This is a genomic window from Halobacillus massiliensis (assembly GCF_900166625.1).
GTDB classification, from domain to species: Bacteria; Bacillota; Bacilli; order Bacillales; family Halobacillaceae; genus Halobacillus_A; species Halobacillus_A massiliensis.
Map to the genome: position 1 here is coordinate 2645831 of NZ_LT800499.1, position 19828 is coordinate 2665658.

General features: G+C 39.7%; 20 protein-coding genes. 3 read left to right on the forward strand and 17 right to left on the reverse strand.

Annotation, left to right across the window (positions count from 1 at the left end; all coding sequences use genetic code 11):
* Nucleotide 1 precedes the first annotated feature (1 nt).
* Nucleotides 2-682 (reverse strand): hypothetical protein, encoded by a 681-nt coding sequence (locus B7E06_RS13195; RefSeq protein WP_245807733.1) that lies wholly within the window; start codon nucleotides 680-682, stop codon nucleotides 2-4.
* A 190-nt stretch (nucleotides 683-872) separates the two neighbouring features.
* Here B7E06_RS13195 and rlmN point away from each other — a divergent pair, with 190 nt between their 5' ends.
* Nucleotides 873-1967: a dual-specificity RNA methyltransferase RlmN gene (gene rlmN / locus B7E06_RS13200; RefSeq protein ID WP_082234439.1), complete on the forward strand. Its 1095-nt coding sequence runs from the start codon at nucleotides 873-875 to the stop codon at nucleotides 1965-1967.
* A 4-nt stretch (nucleotides 1968-1971) separates the two neighbouring features.
* Here the strand turns inward: rlmN and B7E06_RS13205 are convergent, their stop codons facing one another.
* A complete protein-coding gene (locus tag B7E06_RS13205) occupies nucleotides 1972-2280 on the reverse strand; it encodes a hypothetical protein (protein ID WP_082234440.1) in 309 nt (102 codons plus the stop codon).
* A gap of 186 nt (nucleotides 2281-2466) precedes the next feature.
* Here B7E06_RS13205 and B7E06_RS13210 point away from each other — a divergent pair, with 186 nt between their 5' ends.
* Entirely contained in the window at nucleotides 2467-3015 is a 549-nt protein-coding gene (locus B7E06_RS13210; RefSeq protein WP_179134051.1) for a DUF420 domain-containing protein, read from the forward strand.
* A 270-nt stretch (nucleotides 3016-3285) separates the two neighbouring features.
* Here B7E06_RS13210 and B7E06_RS13215 read toward each other — a convergent pair whose 3' ends face one another.
* The 3 genes from B7E06_RS13215 to B7E06_RS13225 form a co-directional block, all read right to left on the reverse strand.
* Nucleotides 3286-4176, reverse strand: a complete 891-nt coding sequence (locus B7E06_RS13215; RefSeq protein ID WP_082234442.1) for a manganese catalase family protein — start codon at nucleotides 4174-4176, stop codon at nucleotides 3286-3288.
* 11 nt (nucleotides 4177-4187) lie between these two features.
* Entirely contained in the window at nucleotides 4188-4391 is a 204-nt protein-coding gene (locus tag B7E06_RS13220) for a YuzF family protein (protein WP_425432226.1), read from the reverse strand.
* A gap of 222 nt (nucleotides 4392-4613) precedes the next feature.
* Complete coding sequence (locus B7E06_RS13225; protein WP_082236004.1) at nucleotides 4614-5438, reverse strand: 5'-methylthioadenosine/S-adenosylhomocysteine nucleosidase; 825 nt, start codon at nucleotides 5436-5438, stop codon at nucleotides 4614-4616.
* A 226-nt stretch (nucleotides 5439-5664) separates the two neighbouring features.
* Between B7E06_RS13225 and rpiA the strand changes: the two genes are divergently transcribed.
* Entirely contained in the window at nucleotides 5665-6342 is a 678-nt protein-coding gene (gene rpiA / locus B7E06_RS13230) for a ribose-5-phosphate isomerase RpiA (protein WP_082234444.1), read from the forward strand.
* Nucleotides 6343-6377: 35 nt separating this feature from the next.
* Here the strand turns inward: rpiA and B7E06_RS13235 are convergent, their stop codons facing one another.
* From B7E06_RS13235 to B7E06_RS13290, 12 genes are all read right to left on the reverse strand, one after another.
* The gene (locus tag B7E06_RS13235) at nucleotides 6378-6653 is read right to left on the reverse strand and encodes a hypothetical protein (protein WP_082234445.1); all 276 of its coding nucleotides are present in this window, start codon (nucleotides 6651-6653) and stop codon (nucleotides 6378-6380) included.
* Between the two features lie 155 nt (nucleotides 6654-6808).
* Nucleotides 6809-7840, reverse strand: a complete 1032-nt coding sequence (locus tag B7E06_RS13240) for a S66 family peptidase (RefSeq protein ID WP_082234446.1) — start codon at nucleotides 7838-7840, stop codon at nucleotides 6809-6811.
* Between the two features lie 100 nt (nucleotides 7841-7940).
* The gene (locus tag B7E06_RS13245; RefSeq protein WP_342743632.1) at nucleotides 7941-8354 is read right to left on the reverse strand and encodes a PaaI family thioesterase; all 414 of its coding nucleotides are present in this window, start codon (nucleotides 8352-8354) and stop codon (nucleotides 7941-7943) included.
* On the reverse strand, nucleotides 8351-8737 hold the full coding sequence (locus tag B7E06_RS13250; RefSeq protein WP_082234447.1) for a PaaI family thioesterase: 387 nt from the start codon (nucleotides 8735-8737) through the stop codon (nucleotides 8351-8353). Before B7E06_RS13250 ends, B7E06_RS13245 begins: the two co-directional genes overlap by 4 nt.
* Before the next feature lie 16 nt (nucleotides 8738-8753).
* A complete protein-coding gene (locus B7E06_RS13255; protein ID WP_082234448.1) occupies nucleotides 8754-9944 on the reverse strand; it encodes a thiolase family protein in 1191 nt (396 codons plus the stop codon).
* 19 nt (nucleotides 9945-9963) lie between these two features.
* Nucleotides 9964-11112, reverse strand: coding sequence for an acyl-CoA dehydrogenase family protein (locus B7E06_RS13260; protein ID WP_082234449.1), 1149 nt, complete (start codon nucleotides 11110-11112; stop codon nucleotides 9964-9966).
* A gap of 27 nt (nucleotides 11113-11139) precedes the next feature.
* Nucleotides 11140-12741: a long-chain-fatty-acid--CoA ligase gene (locus B7E06_RS13265; RefSeq protein ID WP_082234450.1), complete on the reverse strand. Its 1602-nt coding sequence runs from the start codon at nucleotides 12739-12741 to the stop codon at nucleotides 11140-11142.
* A gap of 41 nt (nucleotides 12742-12782) precedes the next feature.
* On the reverse strand, nucleotides 12783-13787 hold the full coding sequence (locus tag B7E06_RS13270) for a TAXI family TRAP transporter solute-binding subunit (RefSeq protein ID WP_082234451.1): 1005 nt from the start codon (nucleotides 13785-13787) through the stop codon (nucleotides 12783-12785).
* A gap of 22 nt (nucleotides 13788-13809) precedes the next feature.
* A complete protein-coding gene (locus B7E06_RS13275; RefSeq protein ID WP_082234452.1) occupies nucleotides 13810-15768 on the reverse strand; it encodes a TRAP transporter permease in 1959 nt (652 codons plus the stop codon).
* A gap of 45 nt (nucleotides 15769-15813) precedes the next feature.
* Nucleotides 15814-16962, reverse strand: coding sequence for an acyl-CoA dehydrogenase family protein (locus tag B7E06_RS13280; RefSeq protein ID WP_082234453.1), 1149 nt, complete (start codon nucleotides 16960-16962; stop codon nucleotides 15814-15816).
* Between the two features lie 238 nt (nucleotides 16963-17200).
* Entirely contained in the window at nucleotides 17201-18124 is a 924-nt protein-coding gene (locus B7E06_RS13285; protein WP_082234454.1) for a ketopantoate reductase family protein, read from the reverse strand.
* Nucleotides 18121-19812 carry a sigma-54 interaction domain-containing protein gene (locus tag B7E06_RS13290; RefSeq protein WP_082234455.1) on the reverse strand — a complete coding sequence of 564 codons (1692 nt, stop codon included), beginning with the start codon at nucleotides 19810-19812 and terminating at the stop codon, nucleotides 18121-18123. Before B7E06_RS13290 ends, B7E06_RS13285 begins: the two co-directional genes overlap by 4 nt.
* Nucleotides 19813-19828 lie beyond the last annotated feature (16 nt).

Genomic DNA, 19828 nt, shown 5'->3' on the forward strand with positions numbered 1-19828 from the left:
TTTATCTATCTGGTGAAGGAAATCTTGCAGCTGCAAAGAAAGTTGTATTGTCCCCGGGAGTATTTGCTTTTATCGTCCCAGCAATAGAACTTTCCATAAAAATTTCCACTCTGTCTCCAGCTTCAAGATTTAGAATCGAAGAAACTTGAACAGCGTTTGTAATCTCTACACCCGTTCCCCAGAAATCATTATCTGCTGCTTCATATGGGTTTCCATTAATTTTAATTTCAACTCGAGCCCTGTAATTCGTTTCATAATTTTCTGGTTCGAAGGAAATCTGACCCTGCACTAAATAAACTCCATCTCTTCTTGGAATAAAAACGGAGCGATTCGGACGATATTCCCCTCTTAAGTCAAATTGCTGGTCTTGATAGAACACTTTAATTTCTTCATTTGCTTCCACGCTTACATCCTCTGTTGAAACCGCGCGAAATGCAGAAGCTCTTGTTGAAGTATCTAAACCATTATCTGTTCCTATATTAATGGTAGGGTTCCCGATATTAGCAAGTTTATCTACTTGACCCTGGAGCTGGCCTTGAAGCTGGCCTTGACCCTGTCCCTGCCCTTGTCCTTGCCCTTGACCCTGGCGTCTCATCTGATTAACTTGTTCTCTTAGATTCTCAATTTGGCAGTCTTTGCAGGAACAAGGGTATTGGCTATTATCATTTCCATATCCGCTCATAACTATCACCTGCCTTTTCATTTTATAAAGGTTGAACAATCCAACCTAAACTATCCTATGCACTATATTTACAAGTGAAAGGGTGTTTGTCCGATTCTTTTGATTTTGTTGAGCACATTCTATGCTTGTCACCTATCATGAAATGAAGTAATATAGGAATAGCGATTTTTTTTAATAGAGGAGCGTATGTATGAAACGATCCATTTACGGATTGACGTTTGAACAACTGACAAACTGGCTTACGGAACACGGAGAGAAAAAGTTTCGCTCCAAGCAGGTATGGGACTGGCTTTATCAAAAAAGGGTTACTGACTTTTCTCAAATGAAAAATGTAAATCAATCCTGTATTGATCTATTAGATGAACATTTTACTATCGAAACACTGACCGAAGAAATCAAGCAGGAATCTAAAGACGGAACGATTAAGTTTCTATTTAAGCTAGACGACGGCAATGTCATTGAAACGGTACTCATGCGTTTTAATTACGGGCTGTCAGTCTGTGTAACAACACAGGTCGGCTGTAATATCGGCTGTTCTTTCTGTGCTAGTGGTGTTTTAAGAAAGAACCGTGACTTATCAAGTGGAGAGATTGTTGAGCAGATTATGCAGGTTCAGCAGCATCTTGATAAGCAGGGTAAAGATGAGCGTGTCAGTCATATTGTTGTTATGGGAATCGGTGAGCCGTTTGATAACTATGATAATCTGATTGACTTCCTAAGAGTTGTAAATGATAAGCAAGGTCTTTCTATCGGAGCCCGGCACATTACTGTGTCCACGAGTGGTATTGCGCCTAAGATGTATGAGTTTGCAGATGAAGGTATTCAGATTAATCTGGCACTTTCTATCCATGCACCTAATAATGAACTTCGTACGAAAATTATGAAGATTAATCGGGCATACCCTCTTGAAAAATTGATGCCCGCCATTGATTATTATCTAGAAAAAACGAACCGGCGAATTACGTTTGAATATATTTTGTTAAAAGATGTTAACGATCATAAAAAAGAAGCAGAACAGTTAGCTGAACTGCTTAAAGATAAGCGTCACTTGTCTTATGTTAATTTGATCCCTTACAACCCTGTGGCTGACAATCCCTATGAACGAAGCGAAAAGGAAGCCATTCTAACGTTCTACCAGACGCTTATGGATCGAGGAATTAGGTGTGGAGTACGGACGGAACATGGTACAGATATTGATGCGGCATGCGGACAGCTGCGAAGCAAGCAGATTGAAAAAGAAAAAGCACGTAAAAAGAAAAAAATGCAGGAAAAGCATGGGGCTTAATGCCTCATGCTTTTTTACTTTTCAAATCTTTAAACTGACTGGCGTGCTCTTTAGCAAACTGAATAATGTCTGTATATATTTTTGGATCAATTTCTTTTTTTGAAAGAGAATATAACTTAGCTGTCCCCTCATCAATGATTTTAACCCGCTCTCCGCCCCTTACGTACAAAGTCACATATAAAAACGGATCAAGAATATCATTTTCCACTAAAAATCCTTTCGGAAAGTCTGCAGTGATAAGCACTCTGTCTTCTATTTGTTTAATGGAAAGCTGACTGTAAAATTGAAGGTTACTGAGTTCTTTTAAAAACATTATTGTTCCACTCCCTTACTTCTTCACTCTAACTCTCATCCTACTACTTTTCCCTTAAGATTATTCCCCTCTGCCTATGAAGTAAATGTTAAAATTCTTTTAAATCGTTAATTTTAACAAGATTGTCATTGTTGTGATTGTTTTCTTTATATATTTTCCGTTATACTTTTTCATGAAAATCTTTTTATGAGATGGGGAATCACTTTGAAAATAAATAATGATTTTAACTATGTGCCATGGGTCATCGGGCTGTCAATTGCGATTAATGCCATAGTCGTGGCCCTGCTTTTTGTTCCAAAAATCGACAGTACTTCAGATTTTGATATCACCATTCTGCCGCTGCTTAATGCTGTATTTAACTCTTTTACATTTGTCTTTTTACTGGCTGCACTGTTTATGATTCTTCGTAAAAATGTAACATGGCATAAACGATTCATCTTTACAGCCTTTACAACTACTGCCTTATTTCTCGTATCGTATTTAACTTATCATTCCATGGCTCCTTCAACTTCTTATGGCGGTGAGGGAATTCTAGCACCCATTTACTATTTTATACTCATTACGCACATTATATTGGCAGCTGTTATTGTACCGTTAGCTTTACTTACTCTTTTTCGCGGGCTGGCTATGAAAGTAGACAAACACCGCAAAATAGCAAGATGGACAATGCCCCTTTGGCTGTATGTAAGCTTAACAGGAGTTATTGTTTACTTAATGATCTCTCCTTATTATTAAATCAGAAAAAGGAAGGAACCGTCACGTTCCTCCCTTTTTCTGAGGGCCATTTAAAAATTCTTTGAAAGTGATACTCTTAAAGCGAGAACAAAAAAAGTTAAGAGGCTTACCTTTTTAGCTTTTATGGAGAGCACCTCCTAATAGAGCTTATTTAAAATAAGCCTACCAGATGCTGCCTGGAATTTATATTTTCCTGTTAAAAAAGTTAACACAGAACTTTTCCATTCATACAAAAAGACCAACCTGTTTACAAGGCCGGTCTTTTTTTTATTATAGGTTTTCCATTAATTTTTTATAAATGCGCTGGTAATCATCTCTATCAATCCCAGGGGCAAAAAATTCAGGTAAGTCATCAAGATCAGGGATAGGGGCGCCTTCAGGTGTACCTTCTATCACCCTTAGCTGTTCGCCATTCTCCGGATTGGTACCCTTCCAGATTTGATTAATATCTTTATAATCCGTATCGCTCCATGTATATAGTACATTATTTAACCCCTGATCTTCGTACTTTCGAGCATAATCAAACTGTGAGTTATCAAGATTGGGTATTGGCAGCATTTTCTTTACATCTACCCCTGTAGCAATCTCAATAGCCTTTGCATAAGCAAGAGCATGAGTGCCTCCCCTTACGAGAAGATAGCCTATCATTTCGCGGGCTGTTGGGTGATCTGTCATTTCATACACTCTCATCTTATGAGTCCTGGCCCCTAATTCAAGGAAAAAGTTGTGCATAAGATCAAGAACCAGATTGCCGCTGTTAAAGACATAATCACCTGTCCATGCTTTTCCCATAGAATCTCCAGGAAGTGCCGTTTGGGCAGTAGCAATATAATGATACGTATTTCGTGCATCTAACCCGCTTCGAAGTGGAGTAGTATCCGGGTCGCCCGGGAAAGTAGTACCTCTTGTCAAAAGGTTAATTGTGTTATTGACAAGCTCCACATGACCAAATTCTTCGGCCGTAATGCTTGCCACAAGATCATAAAAAGGTTTCAGTTTCTTTTTGTTACGGAATCCAAATGATTGATACATATAATTATTAAGTGTGGACATTTCGCCAAACCGGCCTCCGAGCAGTTCTTGGACTGCAGCTGCTGCATTTACATCTCCATGCTCAGGAACGGTTAATTCTATTGCCATCCTATCCATCCGCTTAAACATCTAATTCCTCCTTAACCCTGGAAAGGAGATACCCAGACAATTTGTTGAGTCCTTATAAAAAAGGGAACATTATTCACCTCTACGATTATATGATCAGGCATAACCGTTCGTAATTTCCCTCGCAGAGATCCCCGGATTGTTTCCACTACAACACCTTGTCCTGTAAGTGATGATAATGTTTGATAAACATAAGGATCGATCAATGTAAAACCCATTAAATTCTGCCCGTTATTTTGACCATTCAATCCTTCCATCTCCCTTTATATTCACTCTATAAAAATCTATATGAGAAAGGGGCACTATCTATTCTTTTAAATGTTTGTATTCCTTCAATTGTGGGCAGGATAACAAAGCTCTTGACCATGACCATAAATGATATCCATAGATATTTCTTTTTTTAAAAAGCTGCCGAAAACGACGCGGCAGCTTAAAATTTATTATTCAATAGAAGAAATATATTCTTTTACTACTTCATAGACGTATTTCTGATTAGCTTCTGCCGTGTTAGGATCATATTCCCCTTCATTGACTTTGTTATTGGAAAGGATACGAATACCGAGGTATGGAACACTATATGCTTCAGCGATTTGCGCCCCGGCGGCTCCTTCCATTTCTTCTACAGAAGTTCCGTAATTTTCATGAAACCAATTAATTCGGTCAACTTCATTATTCCAAACATCCGCAGAACCAATGGTGCCTTTCACGACTTTACCACCCTTATGTATTTCCTTAACAGCTTCAGCAGCTTTTAAAAGTTTTTCATCTCCTTCAAAATACCGGATATTCTCTGCATCCGGATCTTCCCCTGCACTTCCTTCAGAAGCCATTAAATCCATCGGAACCCACTCTTTCGGAGAAATTCCTTCCCCTTTTTCTTTATCTCCTGTTTTTAAAGAACCAATATTCGTCACTTTTTCGCCAAGAACTATATCATATACTTGTAAATCAGGATCGTGCCCGCCGGAAGTTCCCTGATTAATGATTGCCGCCGGGTTATATTTTTCAATAGCTACGGCTGTTGCTGCTGCGGTGTTTTCCATTCCTTTTCCTGTCTTCGCTACAATGACAGGGTAATTATCCACCGTTCCTTTATAAAAAATAAAATTCCCTGATTGCTCTTCTTCTACATCTTTAAGTTTTTCAGCAAACTTTTCTGCTTCAATTGGCATTGGCCCCTGGACGATAATTGGCTGTTTAGCTTCTTTCTCACTTTCTCCTTTTGTTTCGGCATTGCATCCAGAGAATAAAGCCAATAAAAACATAATGATGATTGCTAAAAAGATGTGTTTTTTGTTCACGTCATTTCCCCCTTACATAGTGTATACTCCGTTTTGTAAAAATAAGTACTGTGTAAATATAGCAGACTCAAATATTCTGATCAACCCAAAAACACGAACTTTATTTAAATAATTAATAAAATTGTTCGTATTTATTTTAAGTCTTTAAGTATAGTACAATAAAGAAAACGATCATTGAAAAGGTGGTATTATGAAAAAAGCTGAGCGAAGTAAAAGATCCGCGGGAGAAAAAGCTGTAGATTACATAGAGCACGGAATGACAATCGGATTAGGTTCAGGATCAACGGTGTATTGGATGTTAAAAAAACTGGGTGAGCATGTACAAAAGGGGCTGTCTGTTAAAGGGGTTCCTTCTTCAATAAAAACAGAAAAATGGGCAGCAGAATTCGGCGTTCCTCTCACCAGCTTTACAGAAGTTGATAAGCTGGATCTTGCTATAGACGGGGCGGATGAAATCTCTCCTGATTTTACCCTTCTTAAAGGTGGAGGCGGCTCTTTAGTCAGAGAAAAAATAGTTAACAGCGCGGCAGACAGAGTGATTACAATAGCTGACCATACAAAATGTGTCTCTCAGCTGGGAAAGAGAGCTCTCCCTGTTGAAGTAGTACCTTTTGGCTGGGAAGTTACGGCTAAACAAATTAAGGAGCTTGATGCAGGAATTCAACTAAGAAAAGTAACAAATGAACCTTTTGTTTCTGACAACGGAAACTATATTTTAGATTGTGCATTCGGAACCATCTCACATCCTGAAATACTTCATAACCACTTACTCCACATACCAGGAGTCGTAGAAACAGGACTGTTTATAAGCTTAACTGATACTGTGATCATTGCTGAAGACCAAGATATTAAAATTCTGAGTCATTAAAAAAACAGCCTGCATAATGAGCAGGCTGTTTTTTGTTAGTTAGTTTTCTCTTGTTCAAACAAATTAGGTTCATCAAATAAATTCGTGAATTTAGAGACATTTTCATATGTGAATTCAAATGCCATTCTAACTTCTCCAAATTCCGGCTGATAAAAATAGCCTTGTACTTCATAGCTGCTTTCATTTTCCCGTACTTTAGTAAGATGAAAATAACGACGGAAATATTGAGCCATTTCTTCCAGTTTCCTGTTCCGTACTTTTATCCATTGCTGTTTTTCTTCTTCTGTCTGAAAGTCTGATTCTTTAATCATTGATTCACTCCTCTTACGGAATTCAAATACTGAAACTGTATATCACCATTATAATAAGACCTTCCACCTATTTTCAACTGCTAAGCGCATAAAGTTTGTTAAGAGAAAGCATTAACGATTGTCTCACACCATAACTCTTAACTGATTAAAATGTATTACGTGACACCATTTTCTAGAATCGAGAATGTAGATTTGGCACAATTTATTTCTGCCCGCGCTCCGTAGGGCAGCACAAACTTAGGTTCCGTGTGGCCAAAGTTTAAATTATAAAGGATCGGCATCTGCTCACAATTAAACTCTTTCATCACTTCTCTAATTACTGTCTTGTATTCTTCATAATGCTCCTCGTCCATCGGCTTTCCGAAGATGATGCCATTTGCCTTTTGAAAAATCCCTTGTGCTCCATAATTTCGGAGCCAGCATTTTAGAAGAAACGGATGAGCTTTCTCTTCTGACGTTTCAAAGAAAATGATGCTCTCCTCCCAGTATTTATCCTCCGGCCATAATTCAGTACCTTTAACCATCTCAAGGACGTCTAAACAGCCTCCAATTAGTCTACCTTCTACAGTGCCGTTACCCTGAAGGACTTCATAGCCTCTGTTTGTATTCATCTGTCTCGCTGTATTTTTATTATTCTCCTTCCATTCTAAAAACTCACTCGTCCATTTTTCAGCAGGAGCAATGTCACCAATGGTTTCACTAGAAAAAAGTGTCCGTTCTATGTATTCGACTGTATATGGATCCATCCTTACATTTTCAGCAAAATCTACTAATATTGAGGGACCATAAAAGGAAGACACTCCTGCTTTATGACAGAATAAATGGGAGACAGTAATATCCGAATAACCTACCAGTATCTTCGGATTGTTTTGAATCACTTCATAATCAATATATGGGATCAATCGAATGCTCTCTTCCCCGCCGATATTAGCAAATATCCCCTTAATATCAGGATCCCTAAAAGCTGTCATTAGATCCTCGGCCCTCGCCTTAGGATTTTTATAGAGATAGTCAGCTCCTTTTAAACTGTTCGGCATTGGAATGACTTCTAGCCCAAAAACCGATTCTAGCCTCTCTACCCCCTGCTCATACCTCCATTTAATATCGGGTTCACCGGCGCCTCCCCATGAAGGGCTTACTGTAGCCACTTTGTCTCCAGGCTGTAATTTATCTGGTTTTATCAGCATATTTCTGCCTCCTTATGTACTTTTTATAAAAATACTATTAATTTGAATGGATTACCACTAAAAAAACACCTATCATTAACGCGATAAGTGTTTTTTTAACTTATTTATCTCTTATTAACTTAAAGGTGCCGATTCCTTTGGCAATTAAGCTGTTCTCCTGATCATAAATCTCACCTTCAGCTGTAACGATTTTATACCCCTTCTGGAGAATACGTCCACTTGCTGTTAATTTGCCTTCTCCTGCAGGTGCCAGATAGTTGATATTCAAGTTAATTGTCGAACACCGTGTCTTAGTTGTCGACCGGATGGCCATTCCAAGTATCAAATCAAGCATGGAAGCATGAACCCCTCCATGGAGAGTTCCATTAACATTATAAAGATTCTCATGAACAGCTAAGTTTAACAAAACATTCCCTTCTTCAAATTGAGCAATTTCAAATCCAATATGTGAAAAATAAGGACTGTCCTCAAAGCTTTTTCGTACTTCATCGATTGTGGCGGTAATACTGGTCACCTCCCCTCAGTGGCTGGACTGAGAATTTTAAACGTTCCTGCTGCCTTTGCTGCTATTTCTCCATGAGTATTGCGGATGATTCCTTCTCCAGTAATTATTTTATTATCTCTATAAGTGATGGAAGCTGTAGAAGTATAGGGTCCGAGATTTTTAAGATTAAAGTAATGCAAGTTCAAACTTAGAGTGCTCGTTGATTGCTGAACTTCTTCAGCAATCGTTGATCCGATAATAATATCAAGCATCGTGGAAAACAACCCTGTCGGAATATCTCCGGTTTCTGTTAAGAGCTCTTTTGTGATAGGAAGGTTCAAAACTAAACGTCCGTTTTCGTCGATTTGTTTATTAAAACCGATATGGGCAAAAAAAGAAGATGAACTTCTCAAATTCCTTTTCCCTCCCTTACATTGACATATTCTCAAACATTATGGCCATACCCTGTCCTCCTCCAGCACAAAGGGTCGCAATTCCAAGTTTATTCCCTCTTCTTTTCATTTCATGTATCAGTGTAACCGCAATTCTGGCACCGCTGGCACCTACTGGATGGCCAAGTGCTATAGCTCCTCCGTTTACATTAACTCGATCAGGGTCTAAATGCAGCTCTCGTATTACAGCGAGAGACTGAGAAGCAAATGCTTCATTTAATTCAAATAAATCGATATCATCTATCGCCTTGTTTGTTTTCTTGAGCAGCTTTTTTACAGCAGGCACAGGGCCGATTCCCATTACTTCTGGGGAGACACCGGATGTGGCCCAATCAACAATACGAACAAGCGGATCCAGTCCCAGCTCTTGTGCTTTAGATTCTTTCATAATTGTCAGAGCTGCGGCACCGTCATTCCGCCCGCAGGCATTTCCTGCCGTAACTGTCCCATTTTCTCTAAATACAGGCTTTAAACTTGCTAATTTTTCAAGGGTGGTTTCCGGACGGGGATGTTCATCAACAGTAAAAGTATAAGAATTCTTTTTATCTGTTATTTCTACCGGTAAGATTTCGTCTGAAAATCTTTCTTCTTTGATCGCCTCTGACGCTCGTCTTTGGCTTTCAAGGGCAAAAGCGTCTTGATCCTCCCTTGAAACTGAATAGCGCTCAGCTACATTTTCAGCTGTAGCTCCCATTCCTAGATTTTTTCCATAGATTTCTTTTGGCTGCTGACCTGCCTCTGAATTAGAATCCACCAGTTCAGGTTTATCTCCGCCAAACCGTGAGTTTCTTAAATAGATAGGAGATCGGCTCATGCTTTCTGTCCCACCAGCTACGAGAATTTCTGCTTGATTAAAGGCAATTTGCTGAACACTTGAAGCAATGGACTGCATACCCGAAGCACATAAGCGATTAATTGTAAAAGCTGGTGAGGCTTCAGGAATCCCCGCTCTTAATGCAGCCACTCTTGCCACATTCGAAGATTCCGTTGTCTGACGGACTTCTCCCATAATAACTTCGTCCGCCTGTTCCGGAGATAAGCCTGCTCTTTCAAGCGCCGCCTGTATAGCCATTGCAGCTAAATGGCCGGAAGAAAAGGTTTTTAATGAACCCCCGTAACGCCCAATTGGAGTTCTTACCGCACTAACAATAACTGCTGATTCGTTCATATAAGCCCTCCTCAATCTACTAGCTATATTCTTTTTTTAACTGATTGGAAATAATATTCTTTTGAATCTCTGAGGTTCCTTCATAAATTCGTGTGATCCTCGCGTCACGGAAATACCTTTCAATTGGGTAGTCAGATATGTAGCCGATTCCACCATGGACTTGCACAGCTTTATCTGCCACACGATTGTAAACTTCTGATCCATAAAGCTTAAGCATAGCTGCTTCTTTAATGACTTTCTTTCCTTGATCGACCATCCAGGCGATACGATAAGTAAACGACCTTAAAGCCTCCGTCTCCACTGCCATTTCAGCTACCATATGGGCGACGGCTTGATGATCGATAATAGGAACACCGAACTGCTCTCTTTCCTGAGTATATTCCATCGATAAATCCAAAAGTTTTTGACACGAACCGAGATTTCGTGCTGCAAGGCCGGCCCGGCCATTTGCCAGAATTTTTAATGCGTTAATATATCCTTCTCCTTCTTTTCCCAGCACATTTTCCTCAGGAACCTCACAATCTTCTAAAATAATCTCAGCAGATTGAGAGCCGTGCAGTCCCATTTTTGGTTCTACAGCGCCTACATGAAACCCTGGAAAATCTTTCTCAACTATAAAGGAAGTGATGCCCTTTGGACCTTTTTCAGGATCTGTAACGGCCATCACTGTAAATATATCCGCAACGGTTGCATTCGTAATATAGTGCTTTGTACCATTTAAAATATATTTATTCCCCTGCTTTATGGCAGTCGTTTTTAAATTCGTGGCATTGGAGCCGGCTGCAGGCTCAGTAAGTGCAAAAGCCCCGATAGAATCTCCAGAAGCTAATGTCGGGAGATATTTTTGTTTTTGCTCTTCATTTCCAAGCTCTACTATCCCCACTGTACCAATCCCGGTATGGGCGCCGATTAACGTCGTATAGCCATTATGTGTCGCTCCTATTTCCTCATAAAGCGCACATTTCCCAACCATTCCGATGCCTAATCCGCCATATTTCTCTGGAACGCTGAGGCCGAACAGCCCCATCTCTTTAGACATCTGAATAATCCGTTCAGGGATCTTATCCTCTTTTTCTATGTCCATCGCAGCAGCCTCTACTTCAGTCTGTATAAAATCCCGGACATTTTTCTTTAAAATCTGTATATCTTCATCTAATTGAAAGTCCATTCCGTAAGCCTCCTCCAGTTTTCTATATCATTCCGTTGGTTTCTTTGCTTTTTCCGCTTCCACAAGTTTTCTTTTTAACAGCTTGCCAACTGTATTTCTTGGCAGCTCTTTCATAATTTCAAACTGTTTTGGTACTTTGTATCTTGTCAGATTTCGATAACAGTGCCCTTTTAATTCTTCAATATCAACAGTACAATTTTCTTTTGGTACAACAAAAGCTTTTACGACTTCCCCTTGTCTGGCATCTGGAATTCCTACGACAGCTGATTCTTTTATATCAGGATACTCGTAGAGCACACTTTCGATTTCCTGGGGATAAATATTAAAACCGCCATTAATAATCATTTCTTTTTTACGGCCGACAATATAGAAATATCCGTCTTCGTCTACCATTGCTAAGTCACCTGTATACAACCAGCCGTTTCTGATCGCATAGTTTGTTTCCTCTTCATTTCTCCAGTAGCCTCTCATGATCTGCGGTCCTTTTATGATCAGTTCACCGACACTGTTAGCCGGGAGTTCATTACATTCTTCATCAATAATTTTGCTTTCTGTACCAGGGAGCGGCAGACCAATGCTGCCAATTTTCCTAACACCGTTTGTTGGATTCCTATGGGTAGAAGGAGAAGCCTCAGAAAGCCCAAATCCTTCACCAATTACCGCACCGGTTAGTCGTTCGAATTTTTTAATAACCTCTACAGGAAGCGGTGCTGATCCGCTTGAACAAAATTTAAGGCAATGAAGCCCGTACTCCTCCACACTTGGAAAATTAACAAAAGCGTTGTACATTCTCGGAACCCCTGGAAAGAAAGTCGGCTGGTGCTGCTTAATTAGGTTTAAAACCTTTTCTACTTCGAAGGATGAAATCAATAGATTGGTGGCGCCGATGTAGATTCCTAGATTCATTGCGCTTGTCATGGCGTATACATGATACAGTGGAGTTGCTGTAAGAACCATCTCTTCGCCTTTTACCATTCTGTCCCCATACATAAGGTAGCTTTGAAGCACATTGGATAAAAGGTTGAAATGGGTGAGCATCGCTCCCTTCATTTTTCCAGTAGTACCTCCCGTATACTGAATAACAGCGATGTCCTCCTTAGGATCACATGACATAACTTTAGTGATTACAGGAAACTCACAGATGAGTTCGTTTAAATCCGACCCGGTTTCTCCTGCAATCATTATTTTGGACAACCCGCCAATATCTTTGACTTTATCTACAGCATCCAGACTCGATCGCTCTGTCACGATATAGTTCATGGAGGAATCACGGATAATCTGTAAAAGCTCTCTGGCTGTATACCTCGGATTTATTTGGACAACAATTAGTCCGAGCCTCTGAGCTGCATAGTAAGATACTATGTAATCTGGATGATTGGATATCATTAAACCGATCCGTTCCCCCTTAATGAACCCCATCGCATCCCACGCGCCGGCCAGACGGTCAACTTTTTCCTTTAATTGACTATAAGTAAGCGATTCATCTTTAAATATGACGGCTTTTCGACTGCCGTATTGCAAAGCTGCGTTTTCCAGTAATGTATAGATCGGAAGCTCAGGAAACTGGGGATTTTCCTTCATTTCAAGAGTGAAGGCTTGAAACCATTTACGCTCTATTAAATGACTCATTTGATTCTCCTCCCGTCCAATGATTTCTATATTGCTTACGTTTATTCAAGAGTCCCGGCTTCTTCATAGTACTTCCTTGCCCCTGGGTGCAAGGTTTCCGGATCAATTCCATCTAGTGCCGTATCTACCGTAAAATGCTTAGCTCGCTCAGGTATTTGCTCTTCAAATACAGGAATATTATCCCAAAACAGTTTAGTAAGATTATAGACATAATCCTCATCCAAATCACTGCGCGCACTGAGCATAGTAACCATTGTATAGGTTGGTATTGGTTCACTTTGTTGTTTATATGTTTTGGCAGGAATTTCCCCTGAGGCAATACCTATTCCTTTCTCTTTAATACTCTCAAGTTTATCTTCATCAATCGGGATTATTTTTACAGGTTTCGTAATTTCAATTTCCTGCAGGGCGGGAATAAATGGTGCTCCCCCACCGACAAACACATCAATGTTATTATCTTTTAGCATCGAAGCTCCATCAGAATAGTTTCCATATGAAATTTCTCCGCCAGCTTCTGCAATAGCAGACTCATCAATTCCATATTCCTCCATCATGTTCCAAAAAGCCACAGGACCACCGCCGCCTTTTGGTCCAAGAAAGATATGCTTGTCTACAATATCTTCAATACGATTAATATCAGCATGATCTTCTGTAGTAGCAATTGTCTGATATACAGGGTAAAGGGCAGCTATCGAAGATATTTCTTTTAATGGCTTATCAAAACCGTCTCCCCCTTCTAATGCAGCTGGGAAATCAGAAGTGTAATTTAAACCTAATTGGATGTCCCCAATTTCAAGGGATTTCAAATTAGCAGTTGAACCTCCTTCGATTTGCGAAACATTTAATCCTGAAAAACCATCCATATAAACATCAAGCATAACCGTTGTAATTGGATACCAGCCAGACCCCATAGGGCCGCTTCCAATCTCCAGGAATTTGTCAGGTGCAGAAGGCTTGCCGGAATCATTTGAATTTGCTTCATTATTTCCACATGCTGTTAACAGACATGTTAGGGAGATCACTATTAGAAGGGTTATTTTTCTCATCAACTCATCCACCTTTCAATTATTATCCACTTACTTGCTTTGCATGTTGCGGTGTAATTTTTTTCGGCTTTCTCATAGTGATTATTAATCCAAGGGCTAAAATTAATCCAATGAGGTCTCCAGCAAATCCTGGGGTTACCAGTAGGACAGCACTGATAAATAATAGAATTCTCCTCAATGGGCCAAGCTTTCCAAACAAATAATCTTCAAGAGCTCCAGCAAACAGCACACAGCTGATTAATGCACTTACAACAGCCAGGGAAATCCTTAAATTATCTCCGCCTTGTAAAAGCAATTCGGGATTATATACAAATATAAACGGTATAAAGAAACCACCCATTCCTATTTTTATTGCATATAATGCCGTCTTCGTTGGATTTGATCCTGCTATTCCAGCTGTCGTATAAGCTGTAATGGCGACCGGAGGCGTTAATCCTGATAAAACCCCGAAATAAAAGACAAACATATGAGCCGCTACCACGTTAACCCCAAGATCCATTAAAGCAGGTGCTCCTAAGACAGACAAAATGACATAGGCTGAGACCGTAGGCATGCCCATTCCCATAATAATAGAGGCTCCTGCAACTAGAATTAACAGCATTAATAATGATCCTCCGGCTACATCGATTACGAACCGCGAAAATGTAATCCCAAGTCCAGTTAATGAAACCGCACCTACGATAATGCCTGCTGTAGCACAGGCAGCAATTACTATTAACGCATTCCTTGCTCCATTTTCAAGAGCAGCTAAAATGTCCAGCAGATTCATTCTGGTAGCTTTGCGGATCCAGCTTAGAACCACTGTTGCCAAGATGGCATAAAATCCAGCTTTCATCGGACTGTAACCATAAATCATCAGTCCAATAATCAAAAGAATAGGCAGAAATAGATAGCTTTGTTTTATGAGCACAGACTTAAGATCGGGCAGCTGTTCTTTAGGAATTCCAGCCATTTTTAACCGCTTAGCGTGAAAGTATACGACCATCCCTGCAATAAAGAAATATATAAGCGCTGGTATTAACGCAAATATAGCGATTTGAATATAAGGAAGACCGATTACTTCTGCCATAATAAAAACAGAAGCTCCCATAATAGGCGGCATAATCTGGCCGCCTTGTGATGCTACAGCTTCCACAGCTGCTGAAAACCGTTTGCTGTAGCCAAGTTTCTTCATCAGCGGAATTGTAAAGGATCCAGTAATTGCAGCATTGGCTGCACCGTTTCCAGTTATTGTAGCCACCAGTGCACTTGATCCGACAGCTGACAATGCGGGACCACCGGTTTTATTACCGAAAAGACCAAACGCAAAGTCTGTAAAAAACTGACCGCCTCCTGATTTCATAAGAAATGATCCAAAGATAACGAAAAGAATCAGCACGGTGGAACTAACGTAAATAGGTTCACTAAAGATTCCCAGAGTACCGTTAAACATATGATCCACCATTTTTTCATAGCGGGCCCCCGGATGTGCTAAAGCACCAGGAAAATATCTTCCTAGGAAAATATAAGCTATGAAGAACAGGCCGATTCCTGCCATGAGTATTCCGTTCGTCCTTCTGGTAGCTTCCAAAACCAGGGCTATGAAGATTGTTCCATAGATCACATCATTATTGCTTATATTCCCTTGTCTTCCTTGAATGGCTTCTGCTCCAGAAATCATATAATAAGCAGTAATTATCGTTACAAGCACAATTGCCATGTCTATAACGCCAAATTTCCCTCCCTTTTTGAAAGGGAATAATAGAAAAATTAGCAGTAATGCCCAAATCACGTGAATGCTCCTCTGTTCCCAGGACGGTAATGTACCAAATCCTGCGGTATACACGTGAAACAACGATAACCCTATCGCCAGCAAGCTGACTATTAGAATAAAAATTCTCGAACCATTCCAGCGGCTTTTCCTTTCTTTCCAAAGCTGCTCAATAAATGCAGGCTTTTCTTTTACCGTTGTGTCTAGTTTTTCTACCGATTTTACAGCCATACCGTCTATCACCTCCGATGATAACGCTTTCAAAATATTGGTCAATTAGTTTTCTGCAAGGACTTTTCTAGCAATCAACAGCCGCTGAATTTCATTAGTGCCTTCATAGATCTTTGTTATTCTGGCATCGCGGTAAAATCTTTCTACCGGATATTCTGCGATATATCCTATGCCACCATGGATTTGTACGGCTTTATCTGCAACCTTATTAAATACTTCTGAAGCAAAGAGTTTAGCCATAGAAGCTTCCTTAATGACTTTCTCCCCAGCATCAACCTTTTCAGCGGCCATCATTGTCAATGTTCTGGCTGCTTCCGTTTCCGTAGCCATATCTGCAAGCATCCACTGAATGGCCTGGTTTTCAGCAATCGGTTTCCCAAATTGGACACGTTCCTTCGCATAGCTGGCCGATAGTTCAATCAATTTATCACAAGACCCCACGGCACGGGCAGCTAATCCAATTCGACCTTCACCGAGAATACGCAGGGCATTGATATAACCCATCCCGACTTCTCCAATTACATTTTCTTCAGGAACTATACAATCTTCAAAAATAACCTGAGCCGTGTATGAACCGCGAAGTCCCATTTTTTTATCTTTTTTACCAATAACCAGTCCTGGGAAATCCTTTTCAATTAAAAAAGCGGTAATCCCTCCTTTTGCTCCTTTTTCTCTATCTGTTAAGGCAAATACAGTAAACACGTCAGCAACAGGTGCGTTTGTAATAAAATGCTTTGTTCCATTTAAAACCCAGCTGCTGCCCCTTTTCTCAGCTTGTGTGGATAAATTCGTCGCATCTGATCCTGCACCTGGTTCAGAAAGTGCAAAAGCGGCAATTTTTTCACCAGAGGCCATGGATGGAAGGTATTTTTGTTTCAGAAAGTCAGAAGCCAGCTTTACTAAACCCGTGCTCCCAATCCCTGTATGAGCACTGATCAAAGAGACAAATCCGTTATGCGTGCGGCCAAGCTGCTCAAGCACCATGGCTTTACTAACAGCATTTAATCCAATGCCCCCATACTCTTCTGGAATACTGATCCCAAACAGTCCCAACTCTTTAGCTTTTTCTACAAGATGCTGCGGTAAGGCATCTTCATCTTCAATCTGTTGGGCATAAGGCTCAACTTCTTTATCAGCAAAATTTTTAATCATTACTTTCATGGCTTGAATTTCATCTGTCATAGTTACTGACACAATAAACACCCTTTCGTTAATTGTCTTCATTTTTATACATGCAAATTCCATGCCAACTATAAGTGGCTTTATGTATAAAACGATAAAAAGCCCGCATGCGCAGGCTTTTTAAATATTATAAAATTTCGAGTATTCTATTAAATTTATCGTTAGCTGGCGTATAAAAAATAAATCTTTAGTGAAAAATTCAAAAGTGAATCATTTACCCATAATCATAAGTCATTTTTGAATCAATGATTCATTTCTGAATTGAAGGGAAGGACTTTTCATTTATATAGTTTAATATACTGTATATGGATTGAAGAATCGGTGTGGAAATTCCAAGTTTCTTTCCCTCTTTAACAATATAACCACACATCGCCTCAACTTCCATTTTTTTACCGTTCAAGCGGTCCTGCAGCATAGAAGTCTGATGGGCTTTTGCATATCCCGCCCGGAAAAAGACTTCATTTATTGTTTTCTCCTTATCAAAGTTAAAACCTTTACTTATGGCTACCTCGACAGCTTCTAAGCAAATTTGTCGTGCCGTTTCATAAAGGTTTTGATCTTCTAAAATCTGTCCCACCTTTGCCTGTGCGATGGCTGACAATGGATTAAAAGTAGCGTTCCACAGCAGCTTACTCCATTTTCGGTACAAAATATTTTCCGACCAGCCGGTTTCGATATCTGCCTGCTGAAATAAAGAGACAATTCCTTCAGAATGATGTTGATCTCCTAAGTCCCCGATTAAAAGCTTTACCCTCCCCTGCTGTCGAATCACACCCGGTTTCTCTATGGCAGCCTGTACATATGTCACTGCAGATAATAAACGGTTAAGTGAAAATACTTCTTGAAGAATCTCTTCATTTTCAACTCCGTTTTGCATTGTCAATATTAAAGAATCTTTTTGAAGAGACTTCTTTAAAAGCTCAGCCATCTCTTTCGTATCATTGGATTTAACACAAAACAAGAGGAGTTCACAGGAACTAAGATCATAAGGATTGTCTGTAAAATTAGTTTCTACATCAAACTCCTTAGTATCTCCCCTGATCACTAAACCATCTGCTTTCATAGTTCTTAAATGTTCACCTCTTGCTAGAAATGTTACCTCGTGACCCGCTTTTGCCAGAAGCCCTCCAAAATAGCACCCAACAGCTCCCGCACCCGCTATGCCAATTTTCATTCTGGTCCCCCTCTGCCTGAAAGAGTCAGGTTATATTTTTTCAGCTTTCTTACAATAGTTGGCTGGCTGCTTTCTAACGCTTTCGCTATTTCGTAAGTACTGCCGTATTTCTCTGCTGCAAGTTTTAACACTCTTTTCTCACCCAGCTCGGCAGCTTCTTTTAAAGTTAGAAGCGACCCGGGTGCAGGAAGATCAGTTTTAAAACCTAAATAATCATTTGGGAGACTATCTATTCCTATTCTCTCATTTGGAGCAGTAATGACCAGCCGCTCTAATAGATTTGAAAGCTCTCGTATATTTCCAGGCCAGTGATAGGAATATAAGAAATTATTCAAACTGGCATCTATCTTTTTATTCATCTGATATTTTTTATTAGCTTCTTTTAAGAAAGTTTCAGCTAATGGTAAAATGTCATCTTTTCTATTTCTCAGGGCAGGAATAGAAATAGGGAGGACATTTAGTCTATAATAGAGATCCTCGCGAAATCTCCCCTGTACCACCATCTCTTTTAAATTTCTATTGGTTGCTGCAATAATTCTCACATCTACTTTTCTCGGAGAAGTCCCGCCAATCCTATGAATTTCTTTTTCCTGAAGAACTCGAAGCAGCTTAACTTGAAGCAATAATGGTAATTCTCCAATTTCATCTAAAAATAATACTCCCTTGTCGGCCATTTCAAAAAGACCGGGCTTACCTTTAATACTTGCTCCAGTAAATGCCCCTTTTTCATAACCAAATAATTCTGATTCAAGCAGATCCCTTGGGATAGCCCCACAGTTTATTTTAATGAATTGTCCTTCTTTGGATCGAGTGCTTTCCTTATAGATAAATTCGGCAAGTACGTCTTTCCCTACACCCGTCTCCCCAAGAATTAATACTGTGGCATTAACATTTGCCATACGTTCAGCAGTATCATAAACCATCCTCATAGGTTCACTTCTTATAACCATTCCATTTCTTGTATGAGGTTTATTTTTTAAAAGATCGAGTTCTCTTTTATACTGTTCCTTTAACTGGTTCATTTCGCCAAGTTTCGCCTGAAGTTCATTTAACTCCGATAAATCTCTTATGTTCGTAACAACTTTCTCTACTTCTCCTTCTTCATTAAAAACAGGGGCTCCTGTTATCAACGTTTCTTTCCCCTGGAAATTACTTTGCACGAGAGAAACCGTTCTCTTTTGCTTAACAACTCTGTGAGTTACTGAATTTTCTAATATACCTCGTTTCATAAGAGAGGAGACATTTTTCCCCAAATAATACTCTTTTGGAATTCCCGTAATTCTCTCGATGGCAGAATTTGTTTTCCATGTCACTCCTTTGCTGTCTGTAATGTAGATACCATCATAAGAATTCTCAATAATAGCATCGAGCTCCCTGGTAAACTTCTTTAATTCTTTGTTTTCTTTTATTAGTTCGTTAAGTGTGGAGGATAAGATCCCAATGTATAAATGACTGTCCTTCTCCTTCCTACTACATCGTACGAATGCCCGCTGTACTCCTTCACTTTCCCCCATGACAAAAGGTGAATCCAGCCTCCACTGAGGAAAAACTTTTTTTATATCCATTCCTGTAGCTATTCTTCCTGGAAGCTTATGCTTAACTAGTTTATTAAAGGTGAGAATGAAACCTTCATCGTCTAAAAGAAAAGCTGGCAGGGGAATCTGTTCAACACCTTCGGTTACCATCATTCTTACACCACCTTTT

Excerpts from the sequence above, each read along its gene's own strand:
- B7E06_RS13195 (WP_245807733.1), bottom strand. The coding sequence starts at position 682 with ATGAGCGGATATGGAAATGATAATAGCCAATACCCTTGTTCCTGCAAA.
- rlmN (WP_082234439.1), top strand. The coding sequence starts at position 873 with ATGAAACGATCCATTTACGGATTGACGTTTGAACAACTGACAAACTGG.
- B7E06_RS13205 (WP_082234440.1), bottom strand. The coding sequence starts at position 2,280 with ATGTTTTTAAAAGAACTCAGTAACCTTCAATTTTACAGTCAGCTTTCC.
- B7E06_RS13210 (WP_179134051.1), top strand. The coding sequence starts at position 2,467 with ATGAGATGGGGAATCACTTTGAAAATAAATAATGATTTTAACTATGTG.
- B7E06_RS13215 (WP_082234442.1), bottom strand. The coding sequence starts at position 4,176 with ATGTTTAAGCGGATGGATAGGATGGCAATAGAATTAACCGTTCCTGAG.
- B7E06_RS13220 (WP_425432226.1), bottom strand. The coding sequence starts at position 4,391 with ATGGGTTTTACATTGATCGATCCTTATGTTTATCAAACATTATCATCA.
- B7E06_RS13225 (WP_082236004.1), bottom strand. The coding sequence starts at position 5,438 with ATGTTTTTATTGGCTTTATTCTCTGGATGCAATGCCGAAACAAAAGGA.
- rpiA (WP_082234444.1), top strand. The coding sequence starts at position 5,665 with ATGAAAAAAGCTGAGCGAAGTAAAAGATCCGCGGGAGAAAAAGCTGTA.
- B7E06_RS13235 (WP_082234445.1), bottom strand. The coding sequence starts at position 6,653 with ATGATTAAAGAATCAGACTTTCAGACAGAAGAAGAAAAACAGCAATGG.
- B7E06_RS13240 (WP_082234446.1), bottom strand. The coding sequence starts at position 7,840 with ATGCTGATAAAACCAGATAAATTACAGCCTGGAGACAAAGTGGCTACA.
- B7E06_RS13255 (WP_082234448.1), bottom strand. The coding sequence starts at position 9,944 with ATGAACGAATCAGCAGTTATTGTTAGTGCGGTAAGAACTCCAATTGGG.
- B7E06_RS13260 (WP_082234449.1), bottom strand. The coding sequence starts at position 11,112 with ATGGACTTTCAATTAGATGAAGATATACAGATTTTAAAGAAAAATGTC.
- B7E06_RS13265 (WP_082234450.1), bottom strand. The coding sequence starts at position 12,741 with ATGAGTCATTTAATAGAGCGTAAATGGTTTCAAGCCTTCACTCTTGAA.
- B7E06_RS13270 (WP_082234451.1), bottom strand. The coding sequence starts at position 13,787 with ATGAGAAAAATAACCCTTCTAATAGTGATCTCCCTAACATGTCTGTTA.
- B7E06_RS13275 (WP_082234452.1), bottom strand. The coding sequence starts at position 15,768 with ATGGCTGTAAAATCGGTAGAAAAACTAGACACAACGGTAAAAGAAAAG.
- B7E06_RS13285 (WP_082234454.1), bottom strand. The coding sequence starts at position 18,124 with ATGAAAATTGGCATAGCGGGTGCGGGAGCTGTTGGGTGCTATTTTGGA.
- B7E06_RS13290 (WP_082234455.1), bottom strand. The coding sequence starts at position 19,812 with ATGATGGTAACCGAAGGTGTTGAACAGATTCCCCTGCCAGCTTTTCTT.